The following is a 24,878-nucleotide window of genomic DNA, read 5'->3' as shown; positions in this document are numbered from 1 at the left end:
ATGGCTGCACAGCGCAAACTGCACGTGAAGAAGGGCGATCAGGTTCGTGTGATCGCCGGTAAGTCCAAGGGTCTCGAAGGCAAGATCATTCAGGTCCTGCCGGATGCCGAGAAGGTCATCGTCGAGGGCGTGAACCGGGTCAAGAAGCACACCAAGGTGCAGCAGGCCCAGCGCGGCGGCACCACGGGTGGCATCGTCACCCAGGAAGCCCCGATCCACGTCTCCAACGTGATGCTTCTGGTCGAGATCGAGAAGGACGGCAAGAAGCAGAAGGTGACCACCCGCGTCGGCTACAACCGCGTCGAGGTGCAGAAGCGTCGCCCGGACGGTTCGACGTACGCCGGTTTCCGGAGCGTGCGGATCTCGCGGCGTACCGGCGAGGAGATCTGATGACCGAGACAGTGACCGAGCGGGTTCTGCCCCGGCTGAAGACGAAGTACCGCGAGGAGATCATCGCGAAGCTGAACGAGGAGTTCGGCTACGCGAACGCCATGCAGGTACCCGGCCTCACCAAGATCGTGGTGAACATGGGCGTCGGCGAGGCGGCCCGTGACTCCAAGCTGATCGACGGCGCCGTCAAGGACCTGGCCGCGATCACCGGCCAGAAGCCGCAGGTGACCAAGGCCCGCAAGTCCATCGCCCAGTTCAAGCTGCGTGAAGGCATGCCGATCGGTGCGCACGTCACGCTGCGCGGCGACCGGATGTGGGAGTTCCTGGACCGGCTGCTCTCGCTGGCGCTGCCCCGGATCCGCGACTTCCGCGGTCTGTCCCCGAAGCAGTTCGACGGCACCGGGAACTACACCTTCGGTCTGACCGAGCAGGTGATGTTCCACGAGATCAACCAGGACCGCATCGACCGGGTCCGCGGCATGGACATCACCGTGGTGACCACCGCCAAGAACGACGACGAGGGCCGGGCCCTGCTGCGGGCACTCGGCTTCCCGTTCAAGGAGAACTGACGTGGCGAAGACAGCACTGAAGGTCAAGCAGGCCAGGACGCCGAAGTTCGCGGTGCGCGGTTACACGCGCTGCCAGCGCTGCGGCCGGCCGAAGGCGGTCTTCCGCAAGTTCGGCCTCTGCCGGATCTGCCTGCGGGAGATGGCGCACCGGGGCGAGCTGCCCGGTGTGACCAAGTCCAGCTGGTGACCGTCTCCACCCCTGATCGTTTCTCCCTTCACCATCTAGTCACCGTAGGTCGCCGCGCGGCGAAACCACGGCGGGAAAGAGGCCCCAGGCCATGACAATGACCGACCCGATCGCAGACATGCTGACGCGTCTGCGCAACGCCAACCAGGCGTACCACGAGTCGACCTCGATGCCTTACAGCAAGATCAAGCAGGGCATCGCCGACATCCTTCAGCAGGAGGGCTACATCTCCTCCTACAAGGTTGAGGAGCCCAAAGAGGGCGCCGTCGGCAAGACCCTGATCGTCGACCTCAAGTTCGGCCCGACCCGCGAGCGCTCCCTGGCGGGCATCCGGCGGATCTCGAAGCCGGGCCTGCGGGTCTACGCGAAGTCGACCAACCTGCCGAAGGTCCTCGGTGGCCTGGGTGTCGCGATCATCTCGACGTCCCAGGGACTGCTGACCGACCGTCAGGCCAAGCACAAGGGCGTTGGCGGGGAAGTCCTCGCCTACGTCTGGTGACGAAGAACCGGAAGGAGGACCACTCTCATGTCTCGCATCGGTAAGCTCCCGATCACGGTCCCGTCCGGCGTCGACGTCACGATCGACGGCCAGACGGTCACCGTGAAGGGCCCCAAGGGCCAGCTCTCGCACGTTGTTGCGGAGCCCATCGCGGTCGCCCGCGACGAGGACGGCACGATCGCCGTCTCGCGTCCGGACGAGCAGCGTAAGAGCAAGGAACTGCACGGCCTGTCCCGCACCCTGATCGCCAACCTGGTGACCGGCGTGACGGACGGCTACGAGAAGAAGCTCGAGATCGTCGGCGTCGGGTACCGCGTCCTGGCCAAGGGACCGACCCAGCTGGAGTTCTCGCTCGGGTACAGCCACACGATCACCGTGGACGCTCCCGAGGGCATCACGTTCAACGTCGAGGCCCCGACCCGTTTCTCGGTCGTCGGGATCGACAAGCAGTCGGTCGGCGAGGTCGCTGCCAACATCCGCAAGCTGCGCAAGCCCGAGCCGTACAAGGGCAAGGGTGTGCGGTACGCCGGCGAGCAGGTCCGCCGCAAGGTCGGAAAGGCTGGTAAGTAACCATGGCGATCGGACTGCGTCACAACAAGCACTCCGCCAAGAAGACGGCGTCGCGTCTGCGTCGCCAGATTCGGGTCCGGAAGAAGATCAACGGCACGGCCGACCGGCCGCGTCTGGTGGTCAGCAAGTCCTCGAAGCACCTGTTCGCTCAGGTCATCGACGATGTCGCCGGCAAGACGCTGGTCTCCGCCTCCACCATGGAGGCCGACCTGCGCGGTGCGTCGGACAACAAGACGGACAAGGCCAAGACCGTCGGCGGCCTGATCGCCGACCGCGCCAAGGCTGCGGGGATCGACTCGGTCGTCTTCGATCGGGCCGGCAACAAGTACCACGGCCGCATCGCGGCTCTGGCCGACGCCGCCCGTGAGAACGGACTTGGGTTCTGATGGCTTCACACAAGGAAGAAGGTAGTTCGAAATGAGCGGAGGCCAGCAGCGTCGCGGAGGCGGCGCCGGTGGTGAGCGCCGCGGCCGCGACGGTGGTCGCGGTCAGGCAGCTGACAAGACCGCCTACATCGAGCGCGTGGTTGCCATCAACCGTGTTGCCAAGGTCGTGAAGGGTGGTCGTCGCTTCAGCTTCACCGCCCTCGTGGTCGTCGGCGACGGTGAAGGCACCGTCGGTGTGGGATACGGCAAGGCCAAGGAGGTGCCCGCGGCGATCGCCAAGGGTGTCGAGGAGGCCAAGAAGTCGTTCTTCAAGGTGCCGCGGATCCAGGGCACCATCCCGCACCCGGTCCAGGGCGAGAAGGCCGCAGGCGTTGTCATGCTGCGTCCGGCCGCTCCCGGTACCGGTGTGATCGCGGGTGGCTCGGCGCGCGCCGTACTGGAGTGCGCCGGGATCCACGACATCCTGAGCAAGTCGCTGGGTTCCTCCAACGCGATCAACGTGGTTCACGCCACGGTGGCCGCGCTGCAGGCCCTGGAGACCCCGGAAGCCGTGGCCGCGCGCCGTGGCATGCCGGTCGAGCACGTCGCTCCGGCGGCACTGCTGAAGGCGCGGGCGGAGGCAGCATCCTGATGGCACGCTTGAAGGTGACTCAGACCCGTTCCGGCATCGGTGGCAAGCAGAACCAGCGCGACACGCTGCGGACCCTGGGCGTCAAGCGGATCGGCGACAGCGCCGTCCACGAAGACCGTCCCGAGGTGCGTGGCATGGTGCGCGCGGTTCGCCACCTCATCACCGTCGAAGAGGTTGACTGACATGGCGCTCAAGGTTCACCACCTGCGTCCGGCGCCCGGAGCCAAGACCGCCAAGACCCGTGTGGGTCGTGGTGAGGGTTCCAAGGGTAAGACGGCCGGCCGCGGTACCAAGGGCAGCAAGGCCCGTAACAACATCCCCGAGTACTTCGAGGGTGGCCAGATGCCGCAGCACATGCGGCTCCCGAAGCTGAAGGGCTTCAAGAGCAGGAACCGAGTGGAGTTCCAGGTCGTTAACCTGGACAAGCTCGGACAACTGTTCCCCGAAGGTGGCGAGATCGGCATTGCCGAGCTCGTGGCCAAGGGTGCGGTCCGTCGTGGTCAGCCGGTGAAGGTACTGGGTGACGGCGAACTGACCGTCGCTCTGCAGATCTCGGCGCACAAGTTCTCGAAGTCGGCTCTGGACAAGATCCAGGCCGCCGGGGGGACTACCACCAAGGTGTGACATGCGGTCCAGGGCTCGTAACGCCCGGTGCTTGATACTCTGCACCGGTCGGACGGGCCCTGGTTCGTCTCTTGCCCGGCTGCTATGCCAGACCCCTGCCCTGCCCGGGGCAGAGGAAACATGTGGGAGGACAGGGTGTTAGGCGCCTTTGCCAACGCGTTCAAGACTCCGGACCTGCGCCGGAAGATCTTGTTCGTGCTCTTCATCGTCGTGATCTTCCGGATCGGCTCCGTCGTGCCGGCCCCCGGCGTGAACGTCCAGTCGCTGCACACGTGTATCAAGGGAACTGAGACGGGCACGAATGCCAATCTCTACAACTTGATCAACCTGTTCTCCGGCGGCGCACTGCTCCAGCTCGCGATCTTCGCGCTGGGCATCATGCCGTACATCACCGCCAGCATCATCCTGCAGCTGCTCACCGTGGTGATCCCGCGGCTGGAGTCGCTGAAGAAGGAAGGCCAGGCGGGCCAGTCGAAGATCACCCAGTACACCCGGTTCCTGACCGTCGGTCTGGCGATCCTGCAGTCGACCGCGTTCGTGGCGCTCGCCCGGACCCCGGGCCGCCTGTTCCAGGGCTGCACCGAGCCGCTGCTGTACAAGGACGACTGGTTCCACGTCACCGTGATGGTGCTGACCATGACCGCCGGTACCGGCGTGATCATGTGGCTGGGTGAGCTGATCACCGACCGTGGTGTCGGTAACGGCATGTCGATCCTGATCTTCACCCAGATCGTCGCGACCTTCCCGACCAACCTGTGGAGCATCCGCAAGACCAAGGGCTTCGCGACGTTCTTCATCGTGATCGCCGTCGGTCTGGTCATCATGGCCGCGGTCATCTTCATCGAACAGGCGCAGCGCCGGATCCCGGTGCAGTACGCCAAACGGATGGTCGGCCGCAAGATGTTCGGCGGCACCTCCACCTACATCCCACTGAAGGTGAACCAGGCCGGCGTCATCCCGGTCATCTTCGCCTCCAGCCTGCTGTATCTACCAGTGCTTGTCAGTCAGTTCCAGGCCGACAAACCCTGGGCGATCTGGATCCAAGGGAACCTGGTCAAGGGCGACCACCCCATTTACATGGCTACGTACGTCGCCTTGATCCTGTTCTTCACCTACTTCTACGTCTCGATCACCTTCAACCCGAAGGAAGTCGCGGACAACATGAAGAAGTACGGCGGCTTCATCCCGGGCATCCGGGCCGGCCGGCCGACCGAGGAATACCTGGCGTACGTGCTGAACCGCATCACACTGCCGGGTGCCATCTACCTGGCCGTGCTGTCGCTGATTCCGCTGATCGCGCTGGTCCTGGCCGGTGCGAACCAGAACTTCCCCTTCGGTGGTACGTCGATCCTGATCATGGTCGGCGTGGGCCTGGACACGGTGAAGCAGATCGAGTCTCAGCTGCAGCAACGTAACTACGAAGGGTTCCTGCGCTGATGAGAATGTTGCTGATGGGTCCGCCCGGGGCGGGCAAGGGCACGCAGGCAAAGGTGCTTGCGGAACGCCTGAATATCCCGGCCGTGTCCACCGGCGACATCTTCCGAGCGAACGTGAAGGACGAGACGCCGCTCGGTCTCGAAGCCAAGCGCTTCATGGATGCCGGGGACTACGTCCCCGACGAGGTCACCAACGCGATGGTGCGCGACCGGTTGTCGGAGGCCGACGCCGGTGACGGGTTCCTGCTCGACGGGTACCCGCGCACCCTCGCCCAGGTGGGCACGCTGGACGACATCCTGGCCGAGCACGGCCACAAGCTGGACGCGGTGGTGGCGCTGGTCGCCGACATCGACGTACTGGTGGACCGGATGTCCAAGCGCGCCCACACCGACGGCCGCACGGACGACTCCGAAGAGGTCATCCGGCACCGTCAGGACGTGTACACCGCCGAGACCAAGCCGCTGCTGGCGGTCTACGGCCAGCGCGGTCTGCTGGTCGAGGTGGACGGCGTCGGCGAGATCGACGAGGTCAGCGAGCGCGTGATCGCGGCGCTCAAGTCGCTGACCGACTGAAGCGGAATGATCTGCTGTGATTTTTAAGGACCGCGGGATCGAGATCAAGACCCGCGAACAGATCCTCGCCATGCGAGCGGCCGGCCTGGTGGTCGGCCGCACGCTGGAGCTGCTCCGGGATGCGGTGAAGCCCGGCATCAGTACCGGCGAGCTCGACGCGATCGCCGAGGACAACATCCGGTCGTCGGGCGCCACCCCGTCGTTCAAGGGCTACCACGGCTTCACCGGCTCGATCTGCGCCTCGGTGAACGACGAGATCGTGCACGGCATCCCCGGTGAGCGGGTACTCGCCGAGGGCGACCTGATCTCGATCGACTGCGGTGCGATCGTCAACGGCTGGCACGGCGACGCCGCGATCTCGGTCCCGGTCGGGACGGTCGGCGACGACCTGCTCGAGCTGGCCCGGATCTGCGAGGAGTCGATGTGGCGGGGCTTCGCCGCGGCGAAGCTCGGTGGCCGGTTGACCGACATCTCGGCCGCGGTCGAGGCCCACGTGCGCGCCAACTCGGCGTACGGGATCGTCGAGGACTTCGTCGGGCACGGGATCGGTTCGGCGATGCACCAGCCGCCGAACGTGCCGAACTTCGGCAAGCCCGGGCGCGGCCCGAAGCTGGTCGAGGGCCTCGCGCTCGCGGTCGAGCCGATGCTGACGCTGGGCAAGCAGGACAACCACACGCTCGACGACGACTGGACCGTGGTGACCGACGACGGTCGCGCGGCCGCTCACACCGAGCACACGTTCACTCTCACTCCGCAAGGGCCGTGGGTGCTGACCGCCCTCGACGGCGGCGCGGCCAAGCTGGCCGAGCTCGGGATTACCTGCGGGGCCCTGGCCGATTGACGGTCCGCGTCCGCCCATCGGGGGACGCGGCGGGACTGCGGCTGAGGCACACTTGAGGCATGTCTCAGTACCAGCCGCATCAGCGATTCACCGAAGCCGACCGCGAGAAGATTGCTGGTCGGTTGCGGGATGCGTTCGCCGACGGCCGGCTGGACCAGCCCGAGTTCTCGTCGCGCCTCGACCAGCTGTACGTCGTACAGACCTATGGCGAGCTGGAGCCGCTGGTGCGCGACCTGCCGGCGATGAAGACCTATGAGACCCCTGCCGTCGTCCAGGACCAGAAGCCGGCGCCCGCGCCGGGGGAGTTCCCGACGAAGGAGGTCCAGCCGCGCCGCAACGGCGGGCTGATGGCGCTGGGCGGTGGCTTCACCGGCGTGGTGCTGATCAACGTGGTCATCTGGTTCGTGATCGGGATCGCCCACAACGGGCACTGGCCGAACTTCTGGCCGGTGTGGCTGCTGATCCCGTGGGCGTTCATCGCCCTCGGCAGGCTCGGAAAGCGCCGTTGACCCGGCAGCTCCGGCCGGCGCTCGCCTGGCAGCTGCGACAGGGATCCGTACTCGTCTACGTGATCTGGTTCGCTGTCGCCGTACCGCTGGTGATCGTCGGGCTCCTGGTCGAGCCGCGCTGGGTGGGCTGGTTCATGCTCGCCTGGTTCGTGGTGCTGGTGGCGTTCACGCTGGCGATGCGGATGGCCGACGTACGGCGGCAGAAGGCGTGGGCGCGAGCGGCCCGCGAGCTCGGCTGGCGGATCTCGGCGGCCGGGCCGGAGGTGCTCGAGCGCTGGCCGTTCCCGCCGTTCGACCTGGATCCGCGGGCCGACGTGGCCGAGGTGACCACCGGGCGGCATCGTGGCCGGGAGTTCGTCACCGGTGAGTTCCGGCACCGCGTCCGGCGCCGCAACCTCGGTTTCGAGTTCCTCGATCTCCAGGTCGACCGCCCGCTGCCGCCGATGCAGGTTCTGCCGTCCGGACTGGCACCGGTCGCGGCCGCCGGTCTGCTTCCGCTGCGCTTGGACGTCGCTGGGCTCCCAGGGCACTACGACCTCTTCAACGGCCGTGAGGACCACGCCCAGGCCCTCCTGCACCCCCGTGCGGTCGAGGTGCTGACCGGCGTCGCCCCGTTCGGCTTCAGTTGTGAGGGACGCCGGTTCGTGGCGATCTTCCCGGCGTACCGGGACACCACCACCGCGCTCGCGCATCTTGATGCTGCCTGCGACCTGCTGGACCTGATGCCCGAGCAGCTGTGGCGCGAGGGCGAGCAGTGGGCGGCTACCCGAGCAACCTGATCAGGGCGGCGAGATCCTCGTCGCCGTGACCGGAAGCCACGGCCTTCTGCAGGAGTGCACCCATCGGCACCAGCAGCATCGGGTCGACCCCTTGAGCAACCGCCGTGTCGAGCAGGTTGTGGTACGCCGCGGCTTGCATGGCCAGGTTCGATCCAGCCGCACCGCGCTCCGACGGCTGGTCGAGGTCAGCGGCCATCTGGGGGAGCGAGCCCAGCATCGCGGTCACCCACGGCACCAGCAGTTGCTCGGTGAACTCGACGGCCGGGATCTTGGCGCTGTGCACCAGGGCCAGTGCGTGCTGGGCGCCGCCGAACATGCCGTACATGGCGCTCAGTAGAGCGATGTCGTACAGGGCGGCCAGTCCGGCGTCCGCGCCGACGTACAGGGGACGAGCCAGTACGGCGAGGTCGGCCTGATGGCGTTCGTAGGCGGCCGTGTCTCCGCTGTACAGGATGAACGCGTGCGGACCACCGATCATCGCGGGGACGGCCATGATCCCGCCGTCCAGATAGGCAGCACCCGGTACGGCGGCCTCCAGCGAGCGGGCCTGGTCCGGGGTGCCGTTGGTGAGGTTGACGATCACGCGACCGGTGACGTCGATGCCCTCGAGGGTCTCGCGGACGGTGGTGTCGATGAGCAGACAGACGACCACCAGCGGGCTGGCGGCGACCGCCTCGGCCGCTGTGGTCGCGCGGATGGCGCCTTCGAGTTCGGGGGAGCGGCCGGGCGTGCGGTTCCAGACGGTGGTCGGGTGGCCGGCGGCCAGGAAGGCCTGGGCGAGGGCTGTTCCCATCGCTCCCAGGCCGAGAACGGTGACGGGTGTCTTCATACCCGCAACCCTGCGGGCAGCACTTTGGGACCGACAAGTACCCACTAAATAGTGGGGTACTACCCGACCGGTAAGTAGGCCTTCGGCCGCCGATTGGGTTTCGGGTGCGGTGGTGACGTACACTCGGTTGTTGGCTCTTTGGAGCCATAGTCAGTCACGTCTACAGAAGTGCGAGGACATGCCCAAAAAAGAGGGAGTTATCGAACTCGAGGGCACCATCGTCGAGGCCCTGCCGAACGCGATGTTCCGTGTTGAACTGTCCAATGGGCACAAGGTGCTCGCGCACATCAGCGGCAAGATGAGGCAGCACTACATCCGGATTCTCCCCGAGGACCGGGTCGTCGTGGAGCTGTCGCCGTACGACCTCACCAGAGGCCGCATCGTCTATCGGTACAAGTAACACGACCACCAACACCTGTCGAAGAAAGAAGCTCGATGAAGGTCAATCCGAGCGTCAAGAAGATCTGCGACAAGTGCAAGGTGATCCGCCGTCACGGCCGGGTCATGGTGATCTGCGAGAACCCGCGGCACAAGCAGCGGCAGGGCTGACCAGCTCTTTCTCAGCAGGGCACGGCACTTTCGCACCACAGCGCGCACGCTCGTCCAGCACTGGAACGACGCTGGACGCTGCCCCCGGAACAGAGGCCGGGGCCTTGCCGGTGAGCACGACCGTCACCGAGGCGGGCAAGGACGCGGCGCGCCACCACACCTCTGCCGACGAAAGGACTACCGCCACATGGCACGCCTTGTAGGAGTCGACCTGCCGCGCGACAAGCGCATCGAGGTCGCACTCACCTACATCTTCGGAGTAGGCCGCACCCGCGCCCTCAAGACGCTCGAAGCCACCGGGATCTCCGGTGACAAGCGCGTCCACGAGCTGGGCGACGAGGAGCTGGTCAAGCTTCGCGACTGGATCGAAGGCAACTACCAGATCGAAGGTGACCTCCGCCGTGAGGTGACCGCGGACATCCGCCGCAAGATCGAGATCGGGTCGTACCAGGGCCGCCGGCACCGCAGCGGTCTGCCGGTGCGCGGTCAGCGCACCAAGACGAATGCCCGCACCCGCAAGGGTCGCAAGAAGGCAATCGCCGGCAAGAAGAAGAAGTGACCCGGATGACCCTCGATTTTGCCAGGAGCAACTGACTTATGCCTCCCAAGAGCCGCACAGCGGCCGGCGCCAAGAAGGTGCGCCGCAAGGAGAAGAAGAACGTGGCCGCCGGCCACGCGCACATCAAGAGCACGTTCAACAACACGATCGTGACGATCACCGACCCGACCGGCGCGGTCATCTCGTGGGCATCCGCGGGCACCGTCGGCTTCAAGGGTTCGCGCAAGTCCACCCCGTTCGCCGCGCAGATGGCCGCCGAGGCCGCTGGGCGTCGCGCGATGGAGCACGGCATGCGCAAGATCGACGTGTTCGTGAAGGGTCCCGGCTCCGGCCGTGAGACCGCGATCCGTTCGCTGGGTGCGGTCGGCCTCGAGGTCGGCACCATCCAGGACGTCACCCCGACCGCACACAACGGCTGCCGCCCTCCCAAGCGGCGCCGGGTCTGACCCAGAGAGAGGCAGGTAACCAACAATGGCCCGTTACACCGGACCCATGACCAAGAAGTCGCGCCGTCTCGGGGTCGACCTCGTCGGTGGCGACAAGGCGTTCGAGCGTCGTCCGTACCCCCCGGGTATGCACGGCCGCGGCCGTCCGAAGGAGAGCGAGTACCTGCTCCAGCTGCGCGAGAAGCAGAAGGCCCGCTTCTCGTACGGCGTTCTGGAGAAGCAGTTCCGCCGGTACTACGAGGAGGCCTCGCGGCGCTCCGGCAAGACCGGTGACAACCTGCTGATCATCCTGGAGTCCCGTCTCGACAACGTGGTCTACCGCTCGGGCCTGGCCCGGACGCGTCGGCAGGCCCGTCAGCTCGTGACCCACGGGCACTTCACCGTGAACGGCATCAAGGTGAACATCCCGTCGTACCGGGTGGCCGCCCACGACATCATCGATGTCAAGGGCAAGTCCGCCGAGACGACGCCGTTCATCGTGGCCCGGGAGACGCACGCCGAGCGTGTGGTCCCGGCCTGGCTCGAGGTCATGCCGGAGCGTCTGCGCATCCTCGTCCACCAGCTGCCGACCCGGCAGCAGATCGACACCCAGGTCTCCGAGCACCTGATCGTCGAGCTCTACTCGAAGAACTGACCCGGTTCCGGCCGGTGGCTTGCGCCGCCGGCCGGATTCGGTGTTCTTCACCCTCTCGCGGCCTCAAATAGTGGTCGTCGCGAACAGCGAAGGAACACGAAGTTGCTTATTGCACAGCGCCCCACCCTGACCGAAGAGGTCGTCGACGAGCACCGCTCGCGCTTCGTCATCGAGCCGTTGGAGCCGGGTTTCGGCTACACGCTCGGTAACTCGATCCGCCGTACGCTGCTCTCCTCCATTCCCGGTGCCGCCGTGACCAGCATCAAGGTCGACGGCGTCCTGCACGAGTTCTCCACCGTGGCCGGGGTCAAGGAAGACGCCACCCAGATGATCCTGAACCTCAAGGACCTGGTCGTCTCCTCCGAGCACGACGAGCCCGTCACCATGTACCTGCGCAAGCAGGGCCCCGGTGACGTCACCGCCGCCGACATCGCGCCCCCGGCCGGTGTCGAGGTGCACAACCCGGACCTGAAGCTGGCGACGCTGAACGAGAAGGGCCGGCTCGAGATGGAGCTGGTCGTCGAGCGTGGCCGCGGTTACGTGTCCGCGATCCAGAACAAGTCCGCGGACGCCGAGATCGGCCGGATGCCGGTCGACTCGATCTACTCCCCGGTCCTCAAGGTCACCTACAAGGTCGAGGCGACCCGTGTCGAGCAGCGCACCGACTTCGACCGCCTCGTGGTCGACGTCGAGACCAAGCCGTCGATGCTGCCCCGTGACGCCGTCGCGTCGGCCGGTAAGACGCTGGTCGAGCTGTTCGGCCTGGCCCGTGAGCTGAACGTCGAGGCCGAGGGCATCGACATCGGCCCGTCGCCGGTCGACGAGCAGATGGCGGCCGACCTGGCCCTGCCGGTCGAGGACCTGCAGCTGACCGTCCGTTCGTACAACTGCCTCAAGCGTGAGGGCATCCACACCGTGGGTGAGCTGATCTCGCGCAGCGAGCAGGACCTGCTGGACATCCGCAACTTCGGCTCCAAGTCGATCGACGAGGTCAAGCTGAAGCTGGCCGAGATGGGCCTGTCGCTGAAGGACTCCCCTCCCGGCTTCGACCTGCGTGCGGCCGCCGAGGCCTACGGCACGGAGTCCGAGGACGACGACGAGAGCTTCGCCGAGACCGAGCAGTACTGACACCCACCCCGGGCCAAACTTTCGGCCTGAATCCTTCTGGAGTAAGAGATGCCTACCCCCACCAAGGGTGCCCGGCTGGGCGGCAGCCCGGCGCACGAGAAGCTGATCCTCAGCAACCTCGCGACGTCGCTGTTCGAGCACGGCGCCATCACCACCACCGCGGCCAAGGCCAAGCGCCTGCAGCCGCTGGCGGAGTCGATGATCACCAAGGCCAAGCGCGGCGACCTGAACTCGCGCCGTCAGGTGATGAAGCGGATCCGCGACAAGAGCGTCGTGCACGTGCTCTTCACCGAGATCGGCGAGCGGTTCGCGGACCGTCCGGGTGGCTACACCCGCATCATCAAGCTCGGCCCCCGCAAGGGCGACAACGCGCCGATGGTGAAGATCGAGCTCGTCGAGGCGCTCTCGGAGTCGCCGAAGGCGAAGAAGGCCACCAAGAAGGCCCCGGCCAAGAAGGCGGAGCCGAAGGCTGAGGCCGTCGAGGTTCAGGACGAGAAGGTCCAGGACGTCGTGGCCGGCAAGTTCGAGAACTCGGCCGCACCGCTGGCCGACGACTCGGCGCCGGAAGGCTTCACGATCAAGGGCAACGAGAACTCGATGAAGTACCACACCACCGAGTCCCCGTGGTACGCCCAGACGGTCGCCGAGGTCTGGTTCAAGACCGAGGAAGACGCCGCCGCGGCGGGCTTCGCCAAGGCCGGCGAGACCGACGACGACAAGTAAGTCTTAGTACTGCTCCAGCGCCCCCGCACTTCACGGTGTGGGGGCGCTGTTGCGTTAGATTGACGTGTGCGTTGGCGGATTGACCTCAAGTACGACGGGACAGCGTTCCATGGCTGGGCTCGTCAGGATGGTCTCCGGACCGTGCAGGGATCGCTCGAAGAGGCGCTCCAGACCGTACTGCGGCTCCCGGAGCGGCTGGCCGTCACATGCGCCGGGCGGACGGACACCGGCGTACACGCTCGTGGTCAGGTGACGCATTTCGACCTGGAAGCCGCTGTCGAGCCGTTCAGGCTCTTGAGAGCGCTGAACGGCGTCCTGCCTGCGGATGTGGTCGTCAAGGCGGTCACGGTGGCTCCAGAGGGCTTTGACGCGCGGTTCTCCGCGCTCGCCCGCCGGTATGTGTATCGCCTCTGCGATGAGCAGGCCGGCTGGGATCCGTTGACGCGAGGGCATGTACTGCGAGTAGGGCGGCCGCTGGATGTGGAGCGGATGAACGCTGCGGCGGCTCAGCTGTTGGGAGAGCACGACTTCGCGGCGTTCTGCAAGAAGCGTGAAGGCGCCAGCACGGTGCGAGCTCTGCTGGACTTCTCGTGGCAGCGCACCGGCCCTGGGCTGCTGGAGGGCACTGTGATCGCAGATGCCTTCTGTCACTCGATGGTGCGGGCGCTGGTGGGGTCGATGATCCCGGTGGGCGACGGCCGCCGTGAGGTGGACTGGCCTGGCGGAGTGCTGGCTGGGAAGGTGCGGGACTCGGCGGTGGCAGTGGTGCCTGCTCACGGGCTCACACTGGAAGAAGTGCGGTATCCGGCGGACAACGAGCTGGCTGCACGGGCCTTGGAGGCCCGACAGGTCAGGGGAGAGGTACATTAGGTGCCCGCCATCCGAGCTCAGCACGCCATCTCCGGCGCCCAGGCGGGCACCTCGCTGCGTTGTCGGAAGCGCACGATGAACCCCGCATCGAGCGCTCCCTCCGCCTTGCGATGCACCCACCTGAACACCGGAGCTGACGCACTCAGCTCGAATGGAGGGCACCAGCGTGGCTGACCACTACTTCTCGGCGGAGCCCGGTTCCGCCGACGTACGCCGTACTGTCACGGGCAAGATCTGGGGGCGGGAGTACGCGTTCACCACGGCGAGCGGTGTGTTCTCCCGGGACCGTCTGGACATCGGTACGGCGATCCTGCTGCGCGAGGTGCCTGCGCCGACCGGGTCGGGGACCTTCCTGGACCTGGGGACGGGCTACGGGCCGATTGCCTGCGCATTGGCTGTCGAGTCGAGTGCGGTGGTGTGGGCGGTCGACGTGAACACCCGGGCGCTGGAGCTGACGGCCGAGAACGCCAAGACGGCTGGAGTCGCGGACCGCGTGCACACCGCGCTGCCGGACGATGTACCGGATGACCTGCTCTTCGACCAGATCTGGTCGAACCCGGCGATCCATATCGGCAAGCCCGAGCTGCACAAGATGTTGTTGCGTTGGCTTGCTCGCCTTGCGCCCGACGGCGTGGCATGGTTCGTGGTCGGCAAGAACCTCGGCGGCGACTCGCTGCAGCGCTGGATGACCGAGCAGGGCTATCCCTGCACGCGGGTCGGCAGCGCCAAGGGGTTCCGGGTACTGCGTGCAACGAACGCGGGTCCGGCGCCGTCCTGAGGGTATGGAGGCAGCCTTGGCGGCAGCAGAGGCGCGATCGGAGCCGATCGACTTCGAGCAGTGGGTCAGCCAGAAGGCCGATGCACTGCTGCGGTTCGGCTATGTCCTCACCGGGGACAAGAGCCTGGCCGAGGATGCCGTCCAGGACGCTCTGACGACCGCCTGTGCTCGCTGGGCACGGGTCAGCAGGGCCGACGACCCGGAGGCCTATGTGAAGCGGATGGTGGTGAACGCGCACATCTCGTGGTGGCGGCGTTTCCGCCGTCGCGAGGCACCGGTCGAGGACCCCGTGCGCAGTGCGCCGTCGGCACCCGACGGTGCGGTGGCCAGGGCGGAGTCCGAAGCCATCTGGGCGTTGTGCGCGACGCTGCCGGACAAACAGCGCGCTGCGGTCGTGCTGCGCTTCTACGAAGAGCTTTCGTACGCCGAGATCGGCGTACTGCTGCACTGCGCGGAGGCGACGGCCAGATCGCATGTGCACCGTGCACTGGCCGCACTGAAGACGACGCTGAGCAAGGAAGGAGCCGAGGATGCCTGAGCACGACCCTGAGCAGGAGCTCGGCCCCAAGTTCGCATCGGCGTTCCGGAACCAGGCCAACACCACAGACCTACCGAGCAGCGGGATGGCGCAGGTCGCACGCCGACGCATTCGGCGGCGCAGGCAGGCCGTGATGTCGACTGCTGCCGCTGTTCTGGTCGTCGTGGCGATCGGTGGCACCTGGCGGATGACCGGCTCGTCCTCGATGAACGCCGAGTCGACGTCGGGCGTGGCGGACAGCAACGGCGGCAAGTCCGTCTCCGGTGGCGCAGGTCGGACGCAGGAGGCGGTGCCGAGTCAGCCACTCGCCGATACGGGGTGTCCGACGGCCCATCCGATTCTCCAGGCGCCGGCGACGAACGCCGTACCGGCTGGGACCGGGCTGGACGTCGGTACGCCGGTGTCGGGGCTGCTGGCTTGCCGCTACGACCTCAAGGGCGACGCAGTGCTCGGGCAGCAGCGGTTCAGCTCGTCGATCGCGCAGCAGGTGGTCGATGCGATCAAGGGGCTGCCGGAGCTGAACTCCCAGCTGCCGGTGTTCAAGTGCACGCCGCAGACCGCTGAGCCGAGCGAGGCGATCGTGCTGCGGTTCACCACGGCCGACGGCATCCGTGAGATCTGGGTGGAGTACACGGGCTGCAACACCCCGGGCTTCTTCACCGGATCGCATACCTATGGTCTCTTCGCGGCGCCTCTGAAGCTGTTCATGACCGGTTCGGTGCGACCAGCCGGCAGCACCTACCTGGATGCCCTGAAGGGCTGGTGACGCGATATCCGTTCGCCTGCTGACGGGTGCGCCGGTCAGACTGGGGGAATGGGTCACGTAGAAGTCGCCGGCATCGGGTTCGAGCTGCCGGACGGGCGGGTGCTGCTGGACGACGTCACGTTCCGGGTGGGGGACGGTGCGAAGGTCGCACTGGTCGGAGCGAACGGTTCGGGCAAGACCACACTGACCAAGATCATCGCGGGCGACCTGAAGCCGCACAGCGGGAGCGTCGCGCGCTCCGGCGGTCTCGGCGTGATGCGCCAGTTCGTCGGCTCGGTCCGGGACTCGTCCACCGTGCGGGACCTGCTGCTCGGTGTCGCGCCGGCCGCGATCCAGCAGGCCGCTGCGACGCTGGAGAAGGCCGAGCTGGCGATGATGGAGGACGAGACCGAGAAGAACCAGCTCAGGTACGCGCAGGCCGTGTCGGACTGGGGCGAGGTCGGCGGGTACGACGCAGAGGTCCTCTGGGACGTCTGCACGATGGCCGCGCTCGGAGTCCCGTTCGACCGCTGTCGCTGGCGCGAGGTGAAGACGCTGTCCGGTGGTGAGCAGAAGCGGTTGGTCCTGGAAGCGCTACTGCGCGGACCGGACGAGGTGCTGATGCTGGACGAGCCGGACAACTACCTCGACGTACCGGCGAAGCGATGGCTCGAAGAGCAGATGCGCACCACCGACAAGACGGTGCTCTACATCAGCCACGACCGCGAGCTGCTGGCCAACACCGCGACCCGGATCATCACCGTGGAGCTCGGTGCGGCCGGCAACAGCGCGTGGACGCATGGCGGTGGTTTCCGCACCTATCACGAAGCACGTCAGCACCGGTTCGACCGCTTCGAGGAGCTGCGCAAGCGCTGGGACGAGGAGCACGCGAAGCTCCGGGCCCAGATGCTCATGTACAAGCAGAAGGCGGCGTACAACTCGGACATGGCGTCGCGCTACCGGGCCGCACAGACCCGGCTGCGCAAGTTCGAAGAGGCCGGTCCGCCGCAGGCGTTGCCGCGCGAGCAGAAGGTCAGCATGCGCCTGACCGGCGGCCGCACGGGCAAACGGGCAGTGGTCGCCACTGCACTGGAGCTGACCGGTCTGATGAAGCCGTTCGACCTTGAGGTCTGGTACGGCGAACGTGTCGCGGTACTGGGTTCCAACGGGTCCGGGAAGTCGCACTTCCTCCGGCTGCTCGCCAACGGCGGTACCGATCCGGATGTGGAGCACCAGCCGATTGGCGAGGTTCCGATCGCGCCGGTCGCCCACAGCGGCGTGGTGAAGCTCGGTGCGCGGGTTCGGCCGGGCTGGTTCGCGCAGACGCACGAGCACCCGGAGCTGGTCGGCAAGACGCTGCTGGAGATCCTGCACCGCGGTGACGACCACCGGGACGGCATGGGGCGCGAGCTGGCCTCCCGCAAGCTCGACCGCTACGAGCTGGCGCACGCCGCGGAGCAGAGCTTCGACAGTCTCTCCGGCGGTCAGCAGGCACGGTTCCAGATCCTGCTGCTGGAGCTGTCCGGCGCCACCCTGCTCCTGCTCGACGAGCCCACCGACAACCTGGACGTCGAATCAGCCGAGGCCCTCGAAGAAGGCCTGGACTCCTTCGACGGCACAGTCCTCGCCGTCACCCACGACCGCTGGTTCGCCCGAGGCTTCGACCGCCACCTCGTCTTCGGCGCCGACGGCGCCGTCTACGAGTCGAACGAACCAGTCTGGGACGAAGGCCGCGTCCAGCGTTCCCGCTAGGTTCGCGGAGTGCCCCAGCCGTCGCAGTAGGCGTTCCAGTGCTCGTCGGTCAGGGTGAAGTCGACGTAGATGGCCAGGCCGAAGTTTTGGCGGGGGGAATCAGCCAGGCCGAGGCGGGCGCCGCGGACTGCGGCGGCGACGGTCTCGGCATGGCCCCAGTGGCTTGGGTTGCTTTCCCAATAGGCGGGGAGGCCCATCAGGAGGTCTGTGCCTGGTGGGGTGACCTCCAGGGCCAGCTTGGTCTCCTTGGCGACGTAGCCGCCGTACAGGGACTGCAGGGGCATGGCTGTGTCGTAGGACATCACTGCGATCTGGTTGACGCGTTCTGCGACCTGGCGGAAGTAGTCCTGGGACCACCACTTGTCGATGGGGATCCGGTGCAGCTGCCAGAGTGGATCGATCTGGTGGGCGGCTACGGACAGCGGAGCACCCAGGGCGCGTGTTTCGTCGAGCACGCTGAGGAATCCGGATGAACCGGATCGCACCGGCTCGAAGTCGTAGTGGATGCCCTGAAACCCTTGTGCCAGCACGTCTTTCGCGGATGCGACGACCTGCTTGCGGACAGCTGCGTCCTCGAGGTTCATGCCGGGGTTCTTGCCCGGTTGCACGATGTCTCCGAGCCAGGCCTGCACCCGTACGTCGGGTGCTGCCGCCCGCATCGCGGTGGTGAACCAGCGGGCACGTGGCGACACCTTCGCCAGCTCCAGAGTGCCGTCGTGTTCGAGTGGGCCGGTGTGCACGTACAGGTCCCGGACGCCGGTGCCTTGCAGTCGCTTGGCTAGCGCAGCGACGTCGGCTTCGGTTTTACGACCGTCCACCCAGGCATGGCCCAGCCAGAACGCGTCATGGTTCCGCGTGCGGGCGGACGGCTCACCGGCGTACTGGACGCGCAGTGAGAGAGCGTAGGCGCCGAGCGGCACCGGAACCAGTAGTGCGAAGACCAGGAGAACCAGGAGGACGACCCTGCGTCGACGTCTCACGCAGCGGGGCGCAGACCGGCGTACACGAGGCCGAGCATCCGGTTCCGCACCTCGGGGTCGAGGTTGCGGGCCGTCGCGCCCCGGGATGCGCCGATCAGCAGCGCGTAGACCTCCGGCAGGCCGGCGTCACGCCGTACGGCGCCGATGCGTTGTGCCTCGGCCAGCAGGGAGCCGAAGGCCTCCCGCAGCCCGACGGCCGCCTTGCGGGCGTCCTCGCCGCCGGCGAACCCGGCAGAGGTCAGCGCCTCGCCGATCGCGAGCTTGGCCGCGGACTCCGCCACCACCTGGCTGAAGAACGCGTAGAAGGCCCGCCCGGCGTTCTCCCCGGCGGCCAGCGTCAGCGCCTGGTGCCGCAGCCGCTCCAGCCGCTGGGTCAGGACAGCCTCCAGCAGGTCCGTCTTGGTCGGGAAATGCCGGAAAACGGTAGCGATACCGACCCCCGCCAACTTGGCCACCGCGTCCGTCGAAGCGGTGGGCGACTGCCCGAACACCTCGTCCGCAGCCGTCAGAATTCGCGCCCGGTTGTCCCGCGCATCAGCTCGCACCCCAGTCCCCTCTCCTTCTGGCAAACCCCCGTGCCTGCTTAGAGAGACGTTCCATCCCACCCATTTGGTTGTAACCGAAGTGAATTCTCCGGAACTCGCCCGCTCCAGGGTCGAGTCGTGGGACTACGTCGACCACGGGGCGATGGGGAAGGCGCGGGTCCGGATCGGTGAACTCACCGCGGAACGGCGGGAACCGGCGGCCGGAGATGGTGCGTCGTAGGTCCAGAAGCGCAGAAACGGCCCCGGTCCCTGGCGATAAGCCGGACCGGGGCCGTTCCCAATTCTTTGGATCAGCGGTCGCTCATGGGGACGTAGGAGACGCCACGGGCACCGGTGTAGATCTGCTTCGGACGCGCGATCTTCTGGTCGGTGTCACCCAGCGACTCCGACCACTGCGCCAGCCAGCCCGAGGTGCGCGGGATGGCGAACAGCACGGTGAACATCTCCGGCGGGAACTGCAGGGCCTCGTAGATCAGGCCGGAGTAGAAGTCGACGTTCGGGTAGAGCTTGCGGGAGACGAAGTACTCGTCCTCCAGCGCGATCTTCTCCAGCTCGACGGCGATCTTCAGCAGCGGGTTGATGCCCGTCACCTCGAACACGTCGTCGGCGGCCTTCTTGATGATCTTGGCGCGCGGGTCGTAGTTCTTGTAGACCCGGTGGCCGAAGCCCATCAGCCGCTCTTCGCCGTTCTTGACGCCCTCGATGAACGACGGGACGTTCTCGACGGTGCCGATCCGGCGCAGCATCTTCAGCACCGCCTCGTTGGCGCCGCCGTGCAGCGGGCCGTAGAGGGCGGCGATGCCACCGGTGACCGCGGAGTACGGGTCGACCTGGGTGGAGCCGATCGCGCGGACCGCGTTGGTGGACGCGTTCTGCTCGTGGTCGGCGTGCAGGATGAACAGGATCTCCAGTGCGCGCACCAGCCGGTCGTCGGCGGCGTACTTGGGCTCGCTCATCTTGAACAGCATCGAGAGGAAGTTCGCCGCGTAGCTGAGCTCGTTGTCCGGGTAGACGTACGGCTTGCCCTGCGCGTGCCGGAACGAGAACGCGCCCAGCGTCGGCATCTTGGCGATCAGCCGCCGGATCTGCAGCGCGCGGGACTCCTCGTCGAAGATCTCCCGCGACTCCGGGTAGAAGGTCGACAGCGCGCCGACCGAGGCCAGCAGCATGCCCATCGGGTGCGCGTCGTACCGGAAGCCCTGCATGAAGGTCTTCAGGTTCTCGTGCACGAAGGTGTGATATGTCACGTCGTGCACCCAGGCTTCGTACTCCGCCTTGTTCGGCAGTGCACCGTTCACCAGCAGGTACGCCACCTCGAGGTAGTTCGACTGCTCGGCGAGCTGCTCGATCGGGTAGCCGCGGTACTCCAGGATGCCCTTGTCGCCGTCGATGAAGGTGACGGCGGAGCGGGTGGAGGCGGTGTTGACGAACCCGGGGTCGTAGGTGGCCAGGCCACCGTCTCCGTCGGATGCGCTGATCTGCTTGAGATCGGCGGCACGGATGGTGCCATCGGTGATGGCAAGGTCGTAGTCCTTGCCGGTCCGGTTGTCCCGGACGGTGAGCGACTGTTCGGTCACGATGCCCTCTTCGGAAGCTGGCGTCATCGCCCGGGTGAGTGAGGGTGTATATCAGCCGGCGGGACGCGATTCGGACTGCAATCTTCACCGCTAAACTAGTGCGGTCCGCAGCTCCTTCCAAGCCGGGGTGCCCGACCCGTCCGGTCTCACTTTGACCCCGGGTGGCGTACGCCGGTATTCTGGGCTGCTGTTGTGCGTTTCAGGTCCCGAAGAGGTTCAATCCTGTCGGCGGACCGCTCGCCGACGTACTTGATTTGTCAACCTCTGAGAAACGAAGGTCAACGACCGTGCGCACGTACAGCCCGAAGCCTGCGGACGTCACTCGCGAGTGGCACGTGATCGACGCTACCGATGTGACGCTCGGTCGGCTCGCCGTTCAGATCGCCACTCTTCTGCGCGGCAAGCACAAGCCGACGTACGCTCCCCACGTCGACGGCGGCGACTTCGTCGTCGTCATCAACGCCTCCAAGGTCTCCTTGTCCGGTAAGAAGCGCACCGACAAGCTGGCCTACCGCCACTCGGGTCACCCGGGTGGTCTGACGGCCACGCCGATCGGCGAGATCCTCGACAAGGATCCTCGCAAGGCCGTCGAGAAGGCTGTCTGGGGCATGCTCCCGAAGAACCGTCTCAGCCGGAAGCTGCTCACCAAGCTGAAGGTCTACGCCGGTCCGGAGCACCCGCACACGGCCCAGCAGCCGAAGCCGTTCGAGATCACCCAGATCGCCCAGTAAGCGATCGACGAGCCAGGTAAACGAGGATTTTCAGCGTGAGCGACATCACCACCGAGACCGAAGAGTTCGACCCCGAGGTCCCCATCGAGACCGACGGCCCGGTTGCCTACACCTCCGAGACGAACCCGTCGCCGGAGCAGCGCGCCGAGACCGGTCGGGTCGCGGTCATCAACCCGGCCGGCGCCACCGGCCGTCGCAAGGAGGCCGTCGCTCGCGTCCGCCTCGTGCCCGGCACGGGCAGCATCACCGTCAACGGCAAGCCGATCGAGGCTTACTTCCCGAACAAGGTTCACCAGCAGCACGTGAACGAGCCGTTCGTCGTCGCGGGCCTCGAGGGCTCGTACGACGTCATCGCCCGGATCAACGGCGGTGGCATCACCGGCCAGGCCGGTGCGCTGCAGCTCGGGATCGCCCGGTGCCTGAACGCCGCCGACGAGGAGGCGAACCGTCCTGGCCTCAAGAAGGCCGGTCTGCTGAGCCGCGACGCGCGGATCAAGGAGCGCAAGAAGGCCGGTCTCAAGAAGGCCCGCAAGGCTCCTCAGTACAGCAAGCGCTGATCTCCTGATGGGTCGTTTGTTCGGTACGGACGGAGTCCGTGGCCTGGCAAACGTGGACCTGACCGCAGAGCTCGCACTCGACCTTTCGGTCGCTGCGGCTCACGTACTCGGCGAGGCCGGTGCCTTTGAAGGGCACCGGCCACGCGCCGTTGTGGGGCGGGATCCACGCGCCAGTGGAGAGTTCCTGGAAGCCGCCGTGGTGGCCGGTCTGGCCAGTGCCGGCGTCGACGTCTTCAAGCTCGGCGTGCTGCCGACCCCGGCCGTCGCCTATCTGACCGGCTCGACCGGAGCCGACCTCGGCGTGATGCTGTCCGCCAGCCACAACGCGATGCCGGACAACGGCATCAAGTTCCTGGCCCGCGGCGGGATCAAGCTCGACGACAAGATCGAGGACGCGATCGAGGTCCGGGTCGGCGAGGAGTGGCAGCGTCCGACCGGTGCCAAGGTCGGCCGCGTGGTCGACGACGGGCAGGGCTTCGAGACGTATGTCTCGCACCTGGTCCGCTCGGCGCCGAACCGGTTCGACGGGGTCAAGGTCGTGATCGACTGCGCGAACGGCGCCGCCTACGGGACGGCTCCGGAGGCGCTGCGCCGCCTCGGCGCCGAAGTGATCACGTATGCCGCCGCTCCGGACGGCCTGAACATCAACCTGAACTGCGGATCCACCCACCTGGAGGGTCTGCAGCGTGAGGTGATCGGGCACCGGGCCGACCTGGGCATCGCCCTGGACGGCGACGCCGACCGCTGCCTGGCGGTCGACGCCAACGGTGAGCTGGTGGACGGTGACCAGATCCTCGCGATCCTGGCGCTGGCGATGCGCGACAGCGGCCGGTTGTCCAACGACACCGTGGTCGCGACCGTGATGAGCAACCTCGGCTTCGTCCAGGCGATGGTCCGGGAGCGGATCGCGGTCGAGCAGACCAAGGTCGGCGACCGGTACGTGCTGGAGGCGATGAAGGCCGGCGGCCACAAGCTCGGCGGTGAGCAGTCCGGACACGTGATCCTGTCCGACCACGCCACCACCGGCGACGGCACGCTGACCGCGGTCATGCTGCTGGCCCGGATGGCTCAGACCGGGAAGACGCTGGCCGATCTGGCCGGCGTGATGACCCGGCTGCCGCAGGTCCTGGTCAACGTGAAGAACGTGGACAAGGGCCGCGCCGGCACGGACTCCGCCGTACAGACTGCTGTTGCCGAGGCCACCAAGCGGCTCGGCGACACCGGCCGCGTGCTGCTGCGCCCCTCGGGCACGGAGCCGCTGGTGCGCGTGATGGTGGAGGCGGAGTCGTCCGACCTCGCCGACGAGATCGCGCACGCACTGGCCGATGTGGTCGGTTCTTCGCTGAAGCTCTGAAAGCACTAAAGGCCCGGAACACCTGTTAGGTGTTCCGGGCCTTTTGCTGTCTCAGGACACCGAGATGTCGACCGACGGGCGGAGTTCGGCGGCGACGGCCAGGGCTTCATGGACCGGGTTCTGCAGGAACGCCTCGATGGCCTTCGCGTCCGCCGGGTTGTCCAGCGCCGGAAGGGCGAGCTGCTCGTACGCCGCCTGGAACCTCGGGCCCCATCGCCGGGTGCCGAGCCGGGCGGTCCGGGAGCAGTTGTCGACCATGAAGGCGACATCCCGGGCGTGCATGTACGGCAGCAGCGAGTCGACCGCCTCGATGATCGACTCGTTCACGATCTCCGACCAGGCGTGGCCGCGGGCGGCGAACTCGTCGACCTGAGCGGTCATCGTCGCGACGAAGAGCCCGGCCGTCAGCGGATCGAGGGCGGTGGTCGTGGTGGCTCGCCGCTCGTGGACCTCGGCGCTGTGGGACCACATCTCGCTCCCGGCGATCGCGGTCATCGGGCGGGTCGCGAGACGCTGGTCGGCCAGCACGACGCTGCGGAGTTCGGTGCCTTCGGCAACTTCGTCGTAGATCTCGGCGACCAGGTCGCGGGCCGGCAGGTAGGTCGCGCTGTAGGCGCGGTCGAACAGCTCCTGGTCCGCTCCGGACAGAGCAGCCCGTACGGCGGGGAGCCCGGCGGCCGAGATCGTCCGGGCGATCGGCCCGGTGACCGCTTCCGTCGAACGCTCGTACGCCGTGATCGGGTCCGAACCCTGGAGCCGGAAGTACCGGTAGAGCGCCTCGACCAGGCCGTGAACCGCGCCGAGCAGGATCGCCCGCTCACCGACGATGTCCGAGCGGTACTCGGACGAGAGCGTGGTGGCGAACGTGTACGGCGAGCCGAGTGCGACCGACCACGCCAGTGCCCGGTCGGTCGCGTGACCGTCCGGATCGGCGTGGACCGCGATGCTCGCGTTGATCCCGGCGCCGTTGACAGTCGCGCCCTGCTGGTAGAGACGCCGTACCGAGTCGCCCATGCCCTTCGGGCAGACCGCGATCACCGGGTGTCCCTCGGGGAAGTCGCGGCCGCTCGCCTGCAGGTGGCCGAGCAGGAAGCCGTGCGACAGGCCGATCGTCGCGCCGGGCTTCAGGGTCTGGAAGATCGTCTCGTGCTGGGCCGCCAAGGCCGCGTCCGCGATCAGCAGGATCACCAGATCGGAGTCGGCAGCGACGGTGAGGAGCTCGCCGAGGGTGCCGTTCTCCTCGGTGAACCCGTTGGCGCGGGCGTCATCCGCCGACGTCGAGCCGGGCCGGAGGCCGACGGAGACCGTGATGCCGGTCCCGGCCAGCGAGTCGCGCAGGTTGAGCGCCTGGGCCCGGCCCTGGGGGCCCCAGCCGAGGACGCCGATCTTCTCGATGCCGTGGAAGCCCTCGGGGAGCAGCGGGAACAGGTCCCGGCCGCCGCGAAGGATGGTCTCTGTGCCCCCGGGCACCGTCATGGTCTCGGTCGTGAAGACCGATGAGTTGATGGTGGTCATGTCTTTCAGTGAAGACCGGACTTACTCTTGCAGCAAGCGCAAGATTCGCATCGCAGCGTTGCAAAAGGTGAAAC

The 24,878-nt window shown here is 67.0% G+C and carries 35 protein-coding genes; 30 read left to right on the top strand and 5 right to left on the bottom strand.

The features are described 5' to 3' along the window. The 14 genes from rplX (at position 1) to OG474_RS10880 (ending at position 7,994) form a co-directional block, all read left to right on the top strand. Complete coding sequence (gene rplX, locus OG474_RS10945) at positions 1 to 390, top strand: 50S ribosomal protein L24 (protein WP_132167348.1); 390 nt, start codon at positions 1 to 3, stop codon at positions 388 to 390. Then, positions 390 to 959 carry a 50S ribosomal protein L5 gene (rplE, locus tag OG474_RS10940; protein ID WP_405062143.1) on the top strand — a complete coding sequence of 190 codons (570 nt, stop codon included), beginning with the start codon at positions 390 to 392 and terminating at the stop codon, positions 957 to 959. Before rplX ends, rplE begins: the two co-directional genes overlap by 1 nt. A gap of 1 nt (position 960) precedes the next feature. Next, complete coding sequence (locus OG474_RS10935) at positions 961 to 1,146, top strand: type Z 30S ribosomal protein S14 (protein WP_132167346.1); 186 nt, start codon at positions 961 to 963, stop codon at positions 1,144 to 1,146. A 91-nt stretch (positions 1,147 to 1,237) separates the two neighbouring features. After that, a complete protein-coding gene (gene rpsH, locus OG474_RS10930) occupies positions 1,238 to 1,645 on the top strand; it encodes a 30S ribosomal protein S8 (RefSeq protein WP_405062142.1) in 408 nt (135 codons plus the stop codon). Between the two features lie 27 nt (positions 1,646 to 1,672). After that, positions 1,673 to 2,215 (top strand): 50S ribosomal protein L6, encoded by a 543-nt coding sequence (gene rplF, locus OG474_RS10925; protein ID WP_405062141.1) that lies wholly within the window; start codon positions 1,673 to 1,675, stop codon positions 2,213 to 2,215. 2 nt (positions 2,216 to 2,217) lie between these two features. Further along, the gene (gene rplR / locus OG474_RS10920) at positions 2,218 to 2,601 is read left to right on the top strand and encodes a 50S ribosomal protein L18 (protein WP_405062140.1); all 384 of its coding nucleotides are present in this window, start codon (positions 2,218 to 2,220) and stop codon (positions 2,599 to 2,601) included. Between the two features lie 31 nt (positions 2,602 to 2,632). Then, positions 2,633 to 3,232, top strand: a complete 600-nt coding sequence (gene rpsE, locus OG474_RS10915) for a 30S ribosomal protein S5 (RefSeq protein ID WP_405062139.1) — start codon at positions 2,633 to 2,635, stop codon at positions 3,230 to 3,232. Next, on the top strand, positions 3,232 to 3,414 hold the full coding sequence (gene rpmD / locus OG474_RS10910) for a 50S ribosomal protein L30 (RefSeq protein WP_132167341.1): 183 nt from the start codon (positions 3,232 to 3,234) through the stop codon (positions 3,412 to 3,414). Before rpsE ends, rpmD begins: the two co-directional genes overlap by 1 nt. Position 3,415: 1 nt before the next feature. Continuing rightward, the gene (gene rplO, locus OG474_RS10905) at positions 3,416 to 3,856 is read left to right on the top strand and encodes a 50S ribosomal protein L15 (RefSeq protein ID WP_405062138.1); all 441 of its coding nucleotides are present in this window, start codon (positions 3,416 to 3,418) and stop codon (positions 3,854 to 3,856) included. A gap of 135 nt (positions 3,857 to 3,991) precedes the next feature. Then, entirely contained in the window at positions 3,992 to 5,293 is a 1,302-nt protein-coding gene (gene secY / locus OG474_RS10900; protein ID WP_405064561.1) for a preprotein translocase subunit SecY, read from the top strand. Further along, positions 5,293 to 5,865, top strand: a complete 573-nt coding sequence (locus OG474_RS10895) for an adenylate kinase (RefSeq protein WP_405062137.1) — start codon at positions 5,293 to 5,295, stop codon at positions 5,863 to 5,865. The genes secY and OG474_RS10895 overlap by 1 nt, the downstream gene beginning before the upstream one ends. Positions 5,866 to 5,881: 16 nt before the next feature. Further along, positions 5,882 to 6,706, top strand: coding sequence for a type I methionyl aminopeptidase (gene map, locus OG474_RS10890; RefSeq protein ID WP_405062136.1), 825 nt, complete (start codon positions 5,882 to 5,884; stop codon positions 6,704 to 6,706). 59 nt (positions 6,707 to 6,765) lie between these two features. Beyond that, entirely contained in the window at positions 6,766 to 7,215 is a 450-nt protein-coding gene (locus tag OG474_RS10885; protein ID WP_405062135.1) for a DUF1707 domain-containing protein, read from the top strand. Continuing rightward, entirely contained in the window at positions 7,212 to 7,994 is a 783-nt protein-coding gene (locus tag OG474_RS10880) for a hypothetical protein (RefSeq protein ID WP_405062134.1), read from the top strand. Before OG474_RS10885 ends, OG474_RS10880 begins: the two co-directional genes overlap by 4 nt. Here the strand turns inward: OG474_RS10880 and OG474_RS10875 are convergent. Next, a complete protein-coding gene (locus OG474_RS10875) occupies positions 7,978 to 8,823 on the bottom strand; it encodes an NAD(P)-dependent oxidoreductase (RefSeq protein ID WP_405062133.1) in 846 nt (281 codons plus the stop codon). The genes OG474_RS10880 and OG474_RS10875 overlap by 17 nt on opposite strands. Before the next feature lie 178 nt (positions 8,824 to 9,001). Here OG474_RS10875 and infA point away from each other — a divergent pair, with 178 nt between their 5' ends. The 12 genes from infA (at position 9,002) to OG474_RS10815 (ending at position 17,545) form a co-directional block, all read left to right on the top strand. After that, on the top strand, positions 9,002 to 9,223 hold the full coding sequence (gene infA / locus OG474_RS10870; RefSeq protein WP_012923661.1) for a translation initiation factor IF-1: 222 nt from the start codon (positions 9,002 to 9,004) through the stop codon (positions 9,221 to 9,223). A gap of 35 nt (positions 9,224 to 9,258) precedes the next feature. After that, on the top strand, positions 9,259 to 9,372 hold the full coding sequence (gene rpmJ, locus OG474_RS10865; protein ID WP_008361054.1) for a 50S ribosomal protein L36: 114 nt from the start codon (positions 9,259 to 9,261) through the stop codon (positions 9,370 to 9,372). Positions 9,373 to 9,559: 187 nt separating this feature from the next. Continuing rightward, complete coding sequence (rpsM, locus tag OG474_RS10860) at positions 9,560 to 9,931, top strand: 30S ribosomal protein S13 (RefSeq protein ID WP_132402604.1); 372 nt, start codon at positions 9,560 to 9,562, stop codon at positions 9,929 to 9,931. Positions 9,932 to 9,969: 38 nt separating this feature from the next. Beyond that, complete coding sequence (gene rpsK, locus OG474_RS10855) at positions 9,970 to 10,377, top strand: 30S ribosomal protein S11 (protein WP_012923659.1); 408 nt, start codon at positions 9,970 to 9,972, stop codon at positions 10,375 to 10,377. Positions 10,378 to 10,402: 25 nt separating this feature from the next. Then, complete coding sequence (rpsD, locus tag OG474_RS10850) at positions 10,403 to 11,011, top strand: 30S ribosomal protein S4 (protein WP_405062132.1); 609 nt, start codon at positions 10,403 to 10,405, stop codon at positions 11,009 to 11,011. A gap of 102 nt (positions 11,012 to 11,113) precedes the next feature. Further along, positions 11,114 to 12,139, top strand: a complete 1,026-nt coding sequence (locus tag OG474_RS10845) for a DNA-directed RNA polymerase subunit alpha (protein WP_355458750.1) — start codon at positions 11,114 to 11,116, stop codon at positions 12,137 to 12,139. A 48-nt stretch (positions 12,140 to 12,187) separates the two neighbouring features. Continuing rightward, positions 12,188 to 12,862, top strand: a complete 675-nt coding sequence (gene rplQ, locus OG474_RS10840) for a 50S ribosomal protein L17 (RefSeq protein ID WP_405062131.1) — start codon at positions 12,188 to 12,190, stop codon at positions 12,860 to 12,862. 66 nt (positions 12,863 to 12,928) lie between these two features. Next, positions 12,929 to 13,732: a tRNA pseudouridine(38-40) synthase TruA gene (truA, locus tag OG474_RS10835; RefSeq protein WP_405062130.1), complete on the top strand. Its 804-nt coding sequence runs from the start codon at positions 12,929 to 12,931 to the stop codon at positions 13,730 to 13,732. A gap of 166 nt (positions 13,733 to 13,898) precedes the next feature. Further along, positions 13,899 to 14,510, top strand: a complete 612-nt coding sequence (locus tag OG474_RS10830; RefSeq protein WP_405062129.1) for a class I SAM-dependent methyltransferase — start codon at positions 13,899 to 13,901, stop codon at positions 14,508 to 14,510. Between the two features lie 4 nt (positions 14,511 to 14,514). Further along, positions 14,515 to 15,048 (top strand): SigE family RNA polymerase sigma factor, encoded by a 534-nt coding sequence (locus tag OG474_RS10825; protein WP_405062128.1) that lies wholly within the window; start codon positions 14,515 to 14,517, stop codon positions 15,046 to 15,048. Next, complete coding sequence (locus OG474_RS10820; protein ID WP_405062127.1) at positions 15,041 to 15,814, top strand: hypothetical protein; 774 nt, start codon at positions 15,041 to 15,043, stop codon at positions 15,812 to 15,814. Before OG474_RS10825 ends, OG474_RS10820 begins: the two co-directional genes overlap by 8 nt. A 48-nt stretch (positions 15,815 to 15,862) precedes the next feature. Next, positions 15,863 to 17,545 (top strand): ABC-F family ATP-binding cassette domain-containing protein, encoded by a 1,683-nt coding sequence (locus OG474_RS10815; RefSeq protein ID WP_405062126.1) that lies wholly within the window; start codon positions 15,863 to 15,865, stop codon positions 17,543 to 17,545. Here OG474_RS10815 and OG474_RS10810 read toward each other — a convergent pair. Together OG474_RS10810 and OG474_RS10805 are read right to left on the bottom strand one after the other, a co-directional pair. Then, entirely contained in the window at positions 17,542 to 18,525 is a 984-nt protein-coding gene (locus tag OG474_RS10810) for a hypothetical protein (RefSeq protein ID WP_405062125.1), read from the bottom strand. The genes OG474_RS10815 and OG474_RS10810 overlap by 4 nt on opposite strands. Further along, positions 18,522 to 19,070, bottom strand: a complete 549-nt coding sequence (locus OG474_RS10805) for a TetR/AcrR family transcriptional regulator (protein ID WP_405062124.1) — start codon at positions 19,068 to 19,070, stop codon at positions 18,522 to 18,524. The genes OG474_RS10810 and OG474_RS10805 overlap by 4 nt, the downstream gene beginning before the upstream one ends. A gap of 79 nt (positions 19,071 to 19,149) precedes the next feature. Between OG474_RS10805 and OG474_RS10800 the strand changes: the two genes are divergently transcribed. Continuing rightward, positions 19,150 to 19,290, top strand: coding sequence for a hypothetical protein (locus OG474_RS10800; protein ID WP_405062123.1), 141 nt, complete (start codon positions 19,150 to 19,152; stop codon positions 19,288 to 19,290). 70 nt (positions 19,291 to 19,360) lie between these two features. Here OG474_RS10800 and OG474_RS10795 read toward each other — a convergent pair whose 3' ends face one another. Then, positions 19,361 to 20,647, bottom strand: coding sequence for a citrate synthase (locus OG474_RS10795; protein ID WP_405062122.1), 1,287 nt, complete (start codon positions 20,645 to 20,647; stop codon positions 19,361 to 19,363). A gap of 287 nt (positions 20,648 to 20,934) precedes the next feature. Here OG474_RS10795 and rplM point away from each other — a divergent pair, with 287 nt between their 5' ends. The 3 genes from rplM to glmM are packed head-to-tail and all read left to right on the top strand — an operon-like array spanning position 20,935 to position 23,289. After that, positions 20,935 to 21,378, top strand: coding sequence for a 50S ribosomal protein L13 (rplM, locus tag OG474_RS10790; RefSeq protein WP_391541438.1), 444 nt, complete (start codon positions 20,935 to 20,937; stop codon positions 21,376 to 21,378). Between the two features lie 35 nt (positions 21,379 to 21,413). Continuing rightward, positions 21,414 to 21,935, top strand: a complete 522-nt coding sequence (gene rpsI / locus OG474_RS10785) for a 30S ribosomal protein S9 (protein ID WP_405062121.1) — start codon at positions 21,414 to 21,416, stop codon at positions 21,933 to 21,935. Between the two features lie 7 nt (positions 21,936 to 21,942). Next, complete coding sequence (gene glmM / locus OG474_RS10780; RefSeq protein ID WP_405062120.1) at positions 21,943 to 23,289, top strand: phosphoglucosamine mutase; 1,347 nt, start codon at positions 21,943 to 21,945, stop codon at positions 23,287 to 23,289. 51 nt (positions 23,290 to 23,340) lie between these two features. On the opposite strand, the gene OG474_RS10775 is transcribed toward glmM, so the two are convergent. Further along, positions 23,341 to 24,804, bottom strand: coding sequence for a ketol-acid reductoisomerase (locus OG474_RS10775; RefSeq protein ID WP_405062119.1), 1,464 nt, complete (start codon positions 24,802 to 24,804; stop codon positions 23,341 to 23,343). Between the last annotated feature and the right edge of the window lie 74 nt (positions 24,805 to 24,878).

Source organism: Kribbella sp. NBC_01505 (assembly GCF_045040285.1).
GTDB lineage: Bacteria > Actinomycetota > Actinomycetes > Propionibacteriales > Kribbellaceae > Kribbella.
This window is presented reverse-complemented; position numbering and strand designations above follow the sequence as displayed.

Excerpts from the sequence above, each read along its gene's own strand:
- rpsM (WP_132402604.1), top strand. The coding sequence starts at position 9,560 with ATGGCACGCCTTGTAGGAGTCGACCTGCCGCGCGACAAGCGCATCGAG.
- rplX (WP_132167348.1), top strand. The coding sequence starts at position 1 with ATGGCTGCACAGCGCAAACTGCACGTGAAGAAGGGCGATCAGGTTCGT.
- rplE (WP_405062143.1), top strand. The coding sequence starts at position 390 with ATGACCGAGACAGTGACCGAGCGGGTTCTGCCCCGGCTGAAGACGAAG.
- rplO (WP_405062138.1), top strand. The coding sequence starts at position 3,416 with ATGGCGCTCAAGGTTCACCACCTGCGTCCGGCGCCCGGAGCCAAGACC.
- rpmJ (WP_008361054.1), top strand. The coding sequence starts at position 9,259 with ATGAAGGTCAATCCGAGCGTCAAGAAGATCTGCGACAAGTGCAAGGTG.
- rpsD (WP_405062132.1), top strand. The coding sequence starts at position 10,403 with ATGGCCCGTTACACCGGACCCATGACCAAGAAGTCGCGCCGTCTCGGG.
- OG474_RS10815 (WP_405062126.1), top strand. The coding sequence starts at position 15,863 with ATGGGTCACGTAGAAGTCGCCGGCATCGGGTTCGAGCTGCCGGACGGG.
- OG474_RS10885 (WP_405062135.1), top strand. The coding sequence starts at position 6,766 with ATGTCTCAGTACCAGCCGCATCAGCGATTCACCGAAGCCGACCGCGAG.
- infA (WP_012923661.1), top strand. The coding sequence starts at position 9,002 with ATGCCCAAAAAAGAGGGAGTTATCGAACTCGAGGGCACCATCGTCGAG.
- rplR (WP_405062140.1), top strand. The coding sequence starts at position 2,218 with ATGGCGATCGGACTGCGTCACAACAAGCACTCCGCCAAGAAGACGGCG.
- glmM (WP_405062120.1), top strand. The coding sequence starts at position 21,943 with ATGGGTCGTTTGTTCGGTACGGACGGAGTCCGTGGCCTGGCAAACGTG.
- OG474_RS10875 (WP_405062133.1), bottom strand. The coding sequence starts at position 8,823 with ATGAAGACACCCGTCACCGTTCTCGGCCTGGGAGCGATGGGAACAGCC.
- rpsH (WP_405062142.1), top strand. The coding sequence starts at position 1,238 with ATGACAATGACCGACCCGATCGCAGACATGCTGACGCGTCTGCGCAAC.
- OG474_RS10825 (WP_405062128.1), top strand. The coding sequence starts at position 14,515 with ATGGAGGCAGCCTTGGCGGCAGCAGAGGCGCGATCGGAGCCGATCGAC.
- rpsE (WP_405062139.1), top strand. The coding sequence starts at position 2,633 with ATGAGCGGAGGCCAGCAGCGTCGCGGAGGCGGCGCCGGTGGTGAGCGC.
- rpsK (WP_012923659.1), top strand. The coding sequence starts at position 9,970 with ATGCCTCCCAAGAGCCGCACAGCGGCCGGCGCCAAGAAGGTGCGCCGC.
- OG474_RS10775 (WP_405062119.1), bottom strand. The coding sequence starts at position 24,804 with ATGACCACCATCAACTCATCGGTCTTCACGACCGAGACCATGACGGTG.
- OG474_RS10820 (WP_405062127.1), top strand. The coding sequence starts at position 15,041 with ATGCCTGAGCACGACCCTGAGCAGGAGCTCGGCCCCAAGTTCGCATCG.
- OG474_RS10895 (WP_405062137.1), top strand. The coding sequence starts at position 5,293 with ATGAGAATGTTGCTGATGGGTCCGCCCGGGGCGGGCAAGGGCACGCAG.
- rplF (WP_405062141.1), top strand. The coding sequence starts at position 1,673 with ATGTCTCGCATCGGTAAGCTCCCGATCACGGTCCCGTCCGGCGTCGAC.
- rplQ (WP_405062131.1), top strand. The coding sequence starts at position 12,188 with ATGCCTACCCCCACCAAGGGTGCCCGGCTGGGCGGCAGCCCGGCGCAC.
- rpmD (WP_132167341.1), top strand. The coding sequence starts at position 3,232 with ATGGCACGCTTGAAGGTGACTCAGACCCGTTCCGGCATCGGTGGCAAG.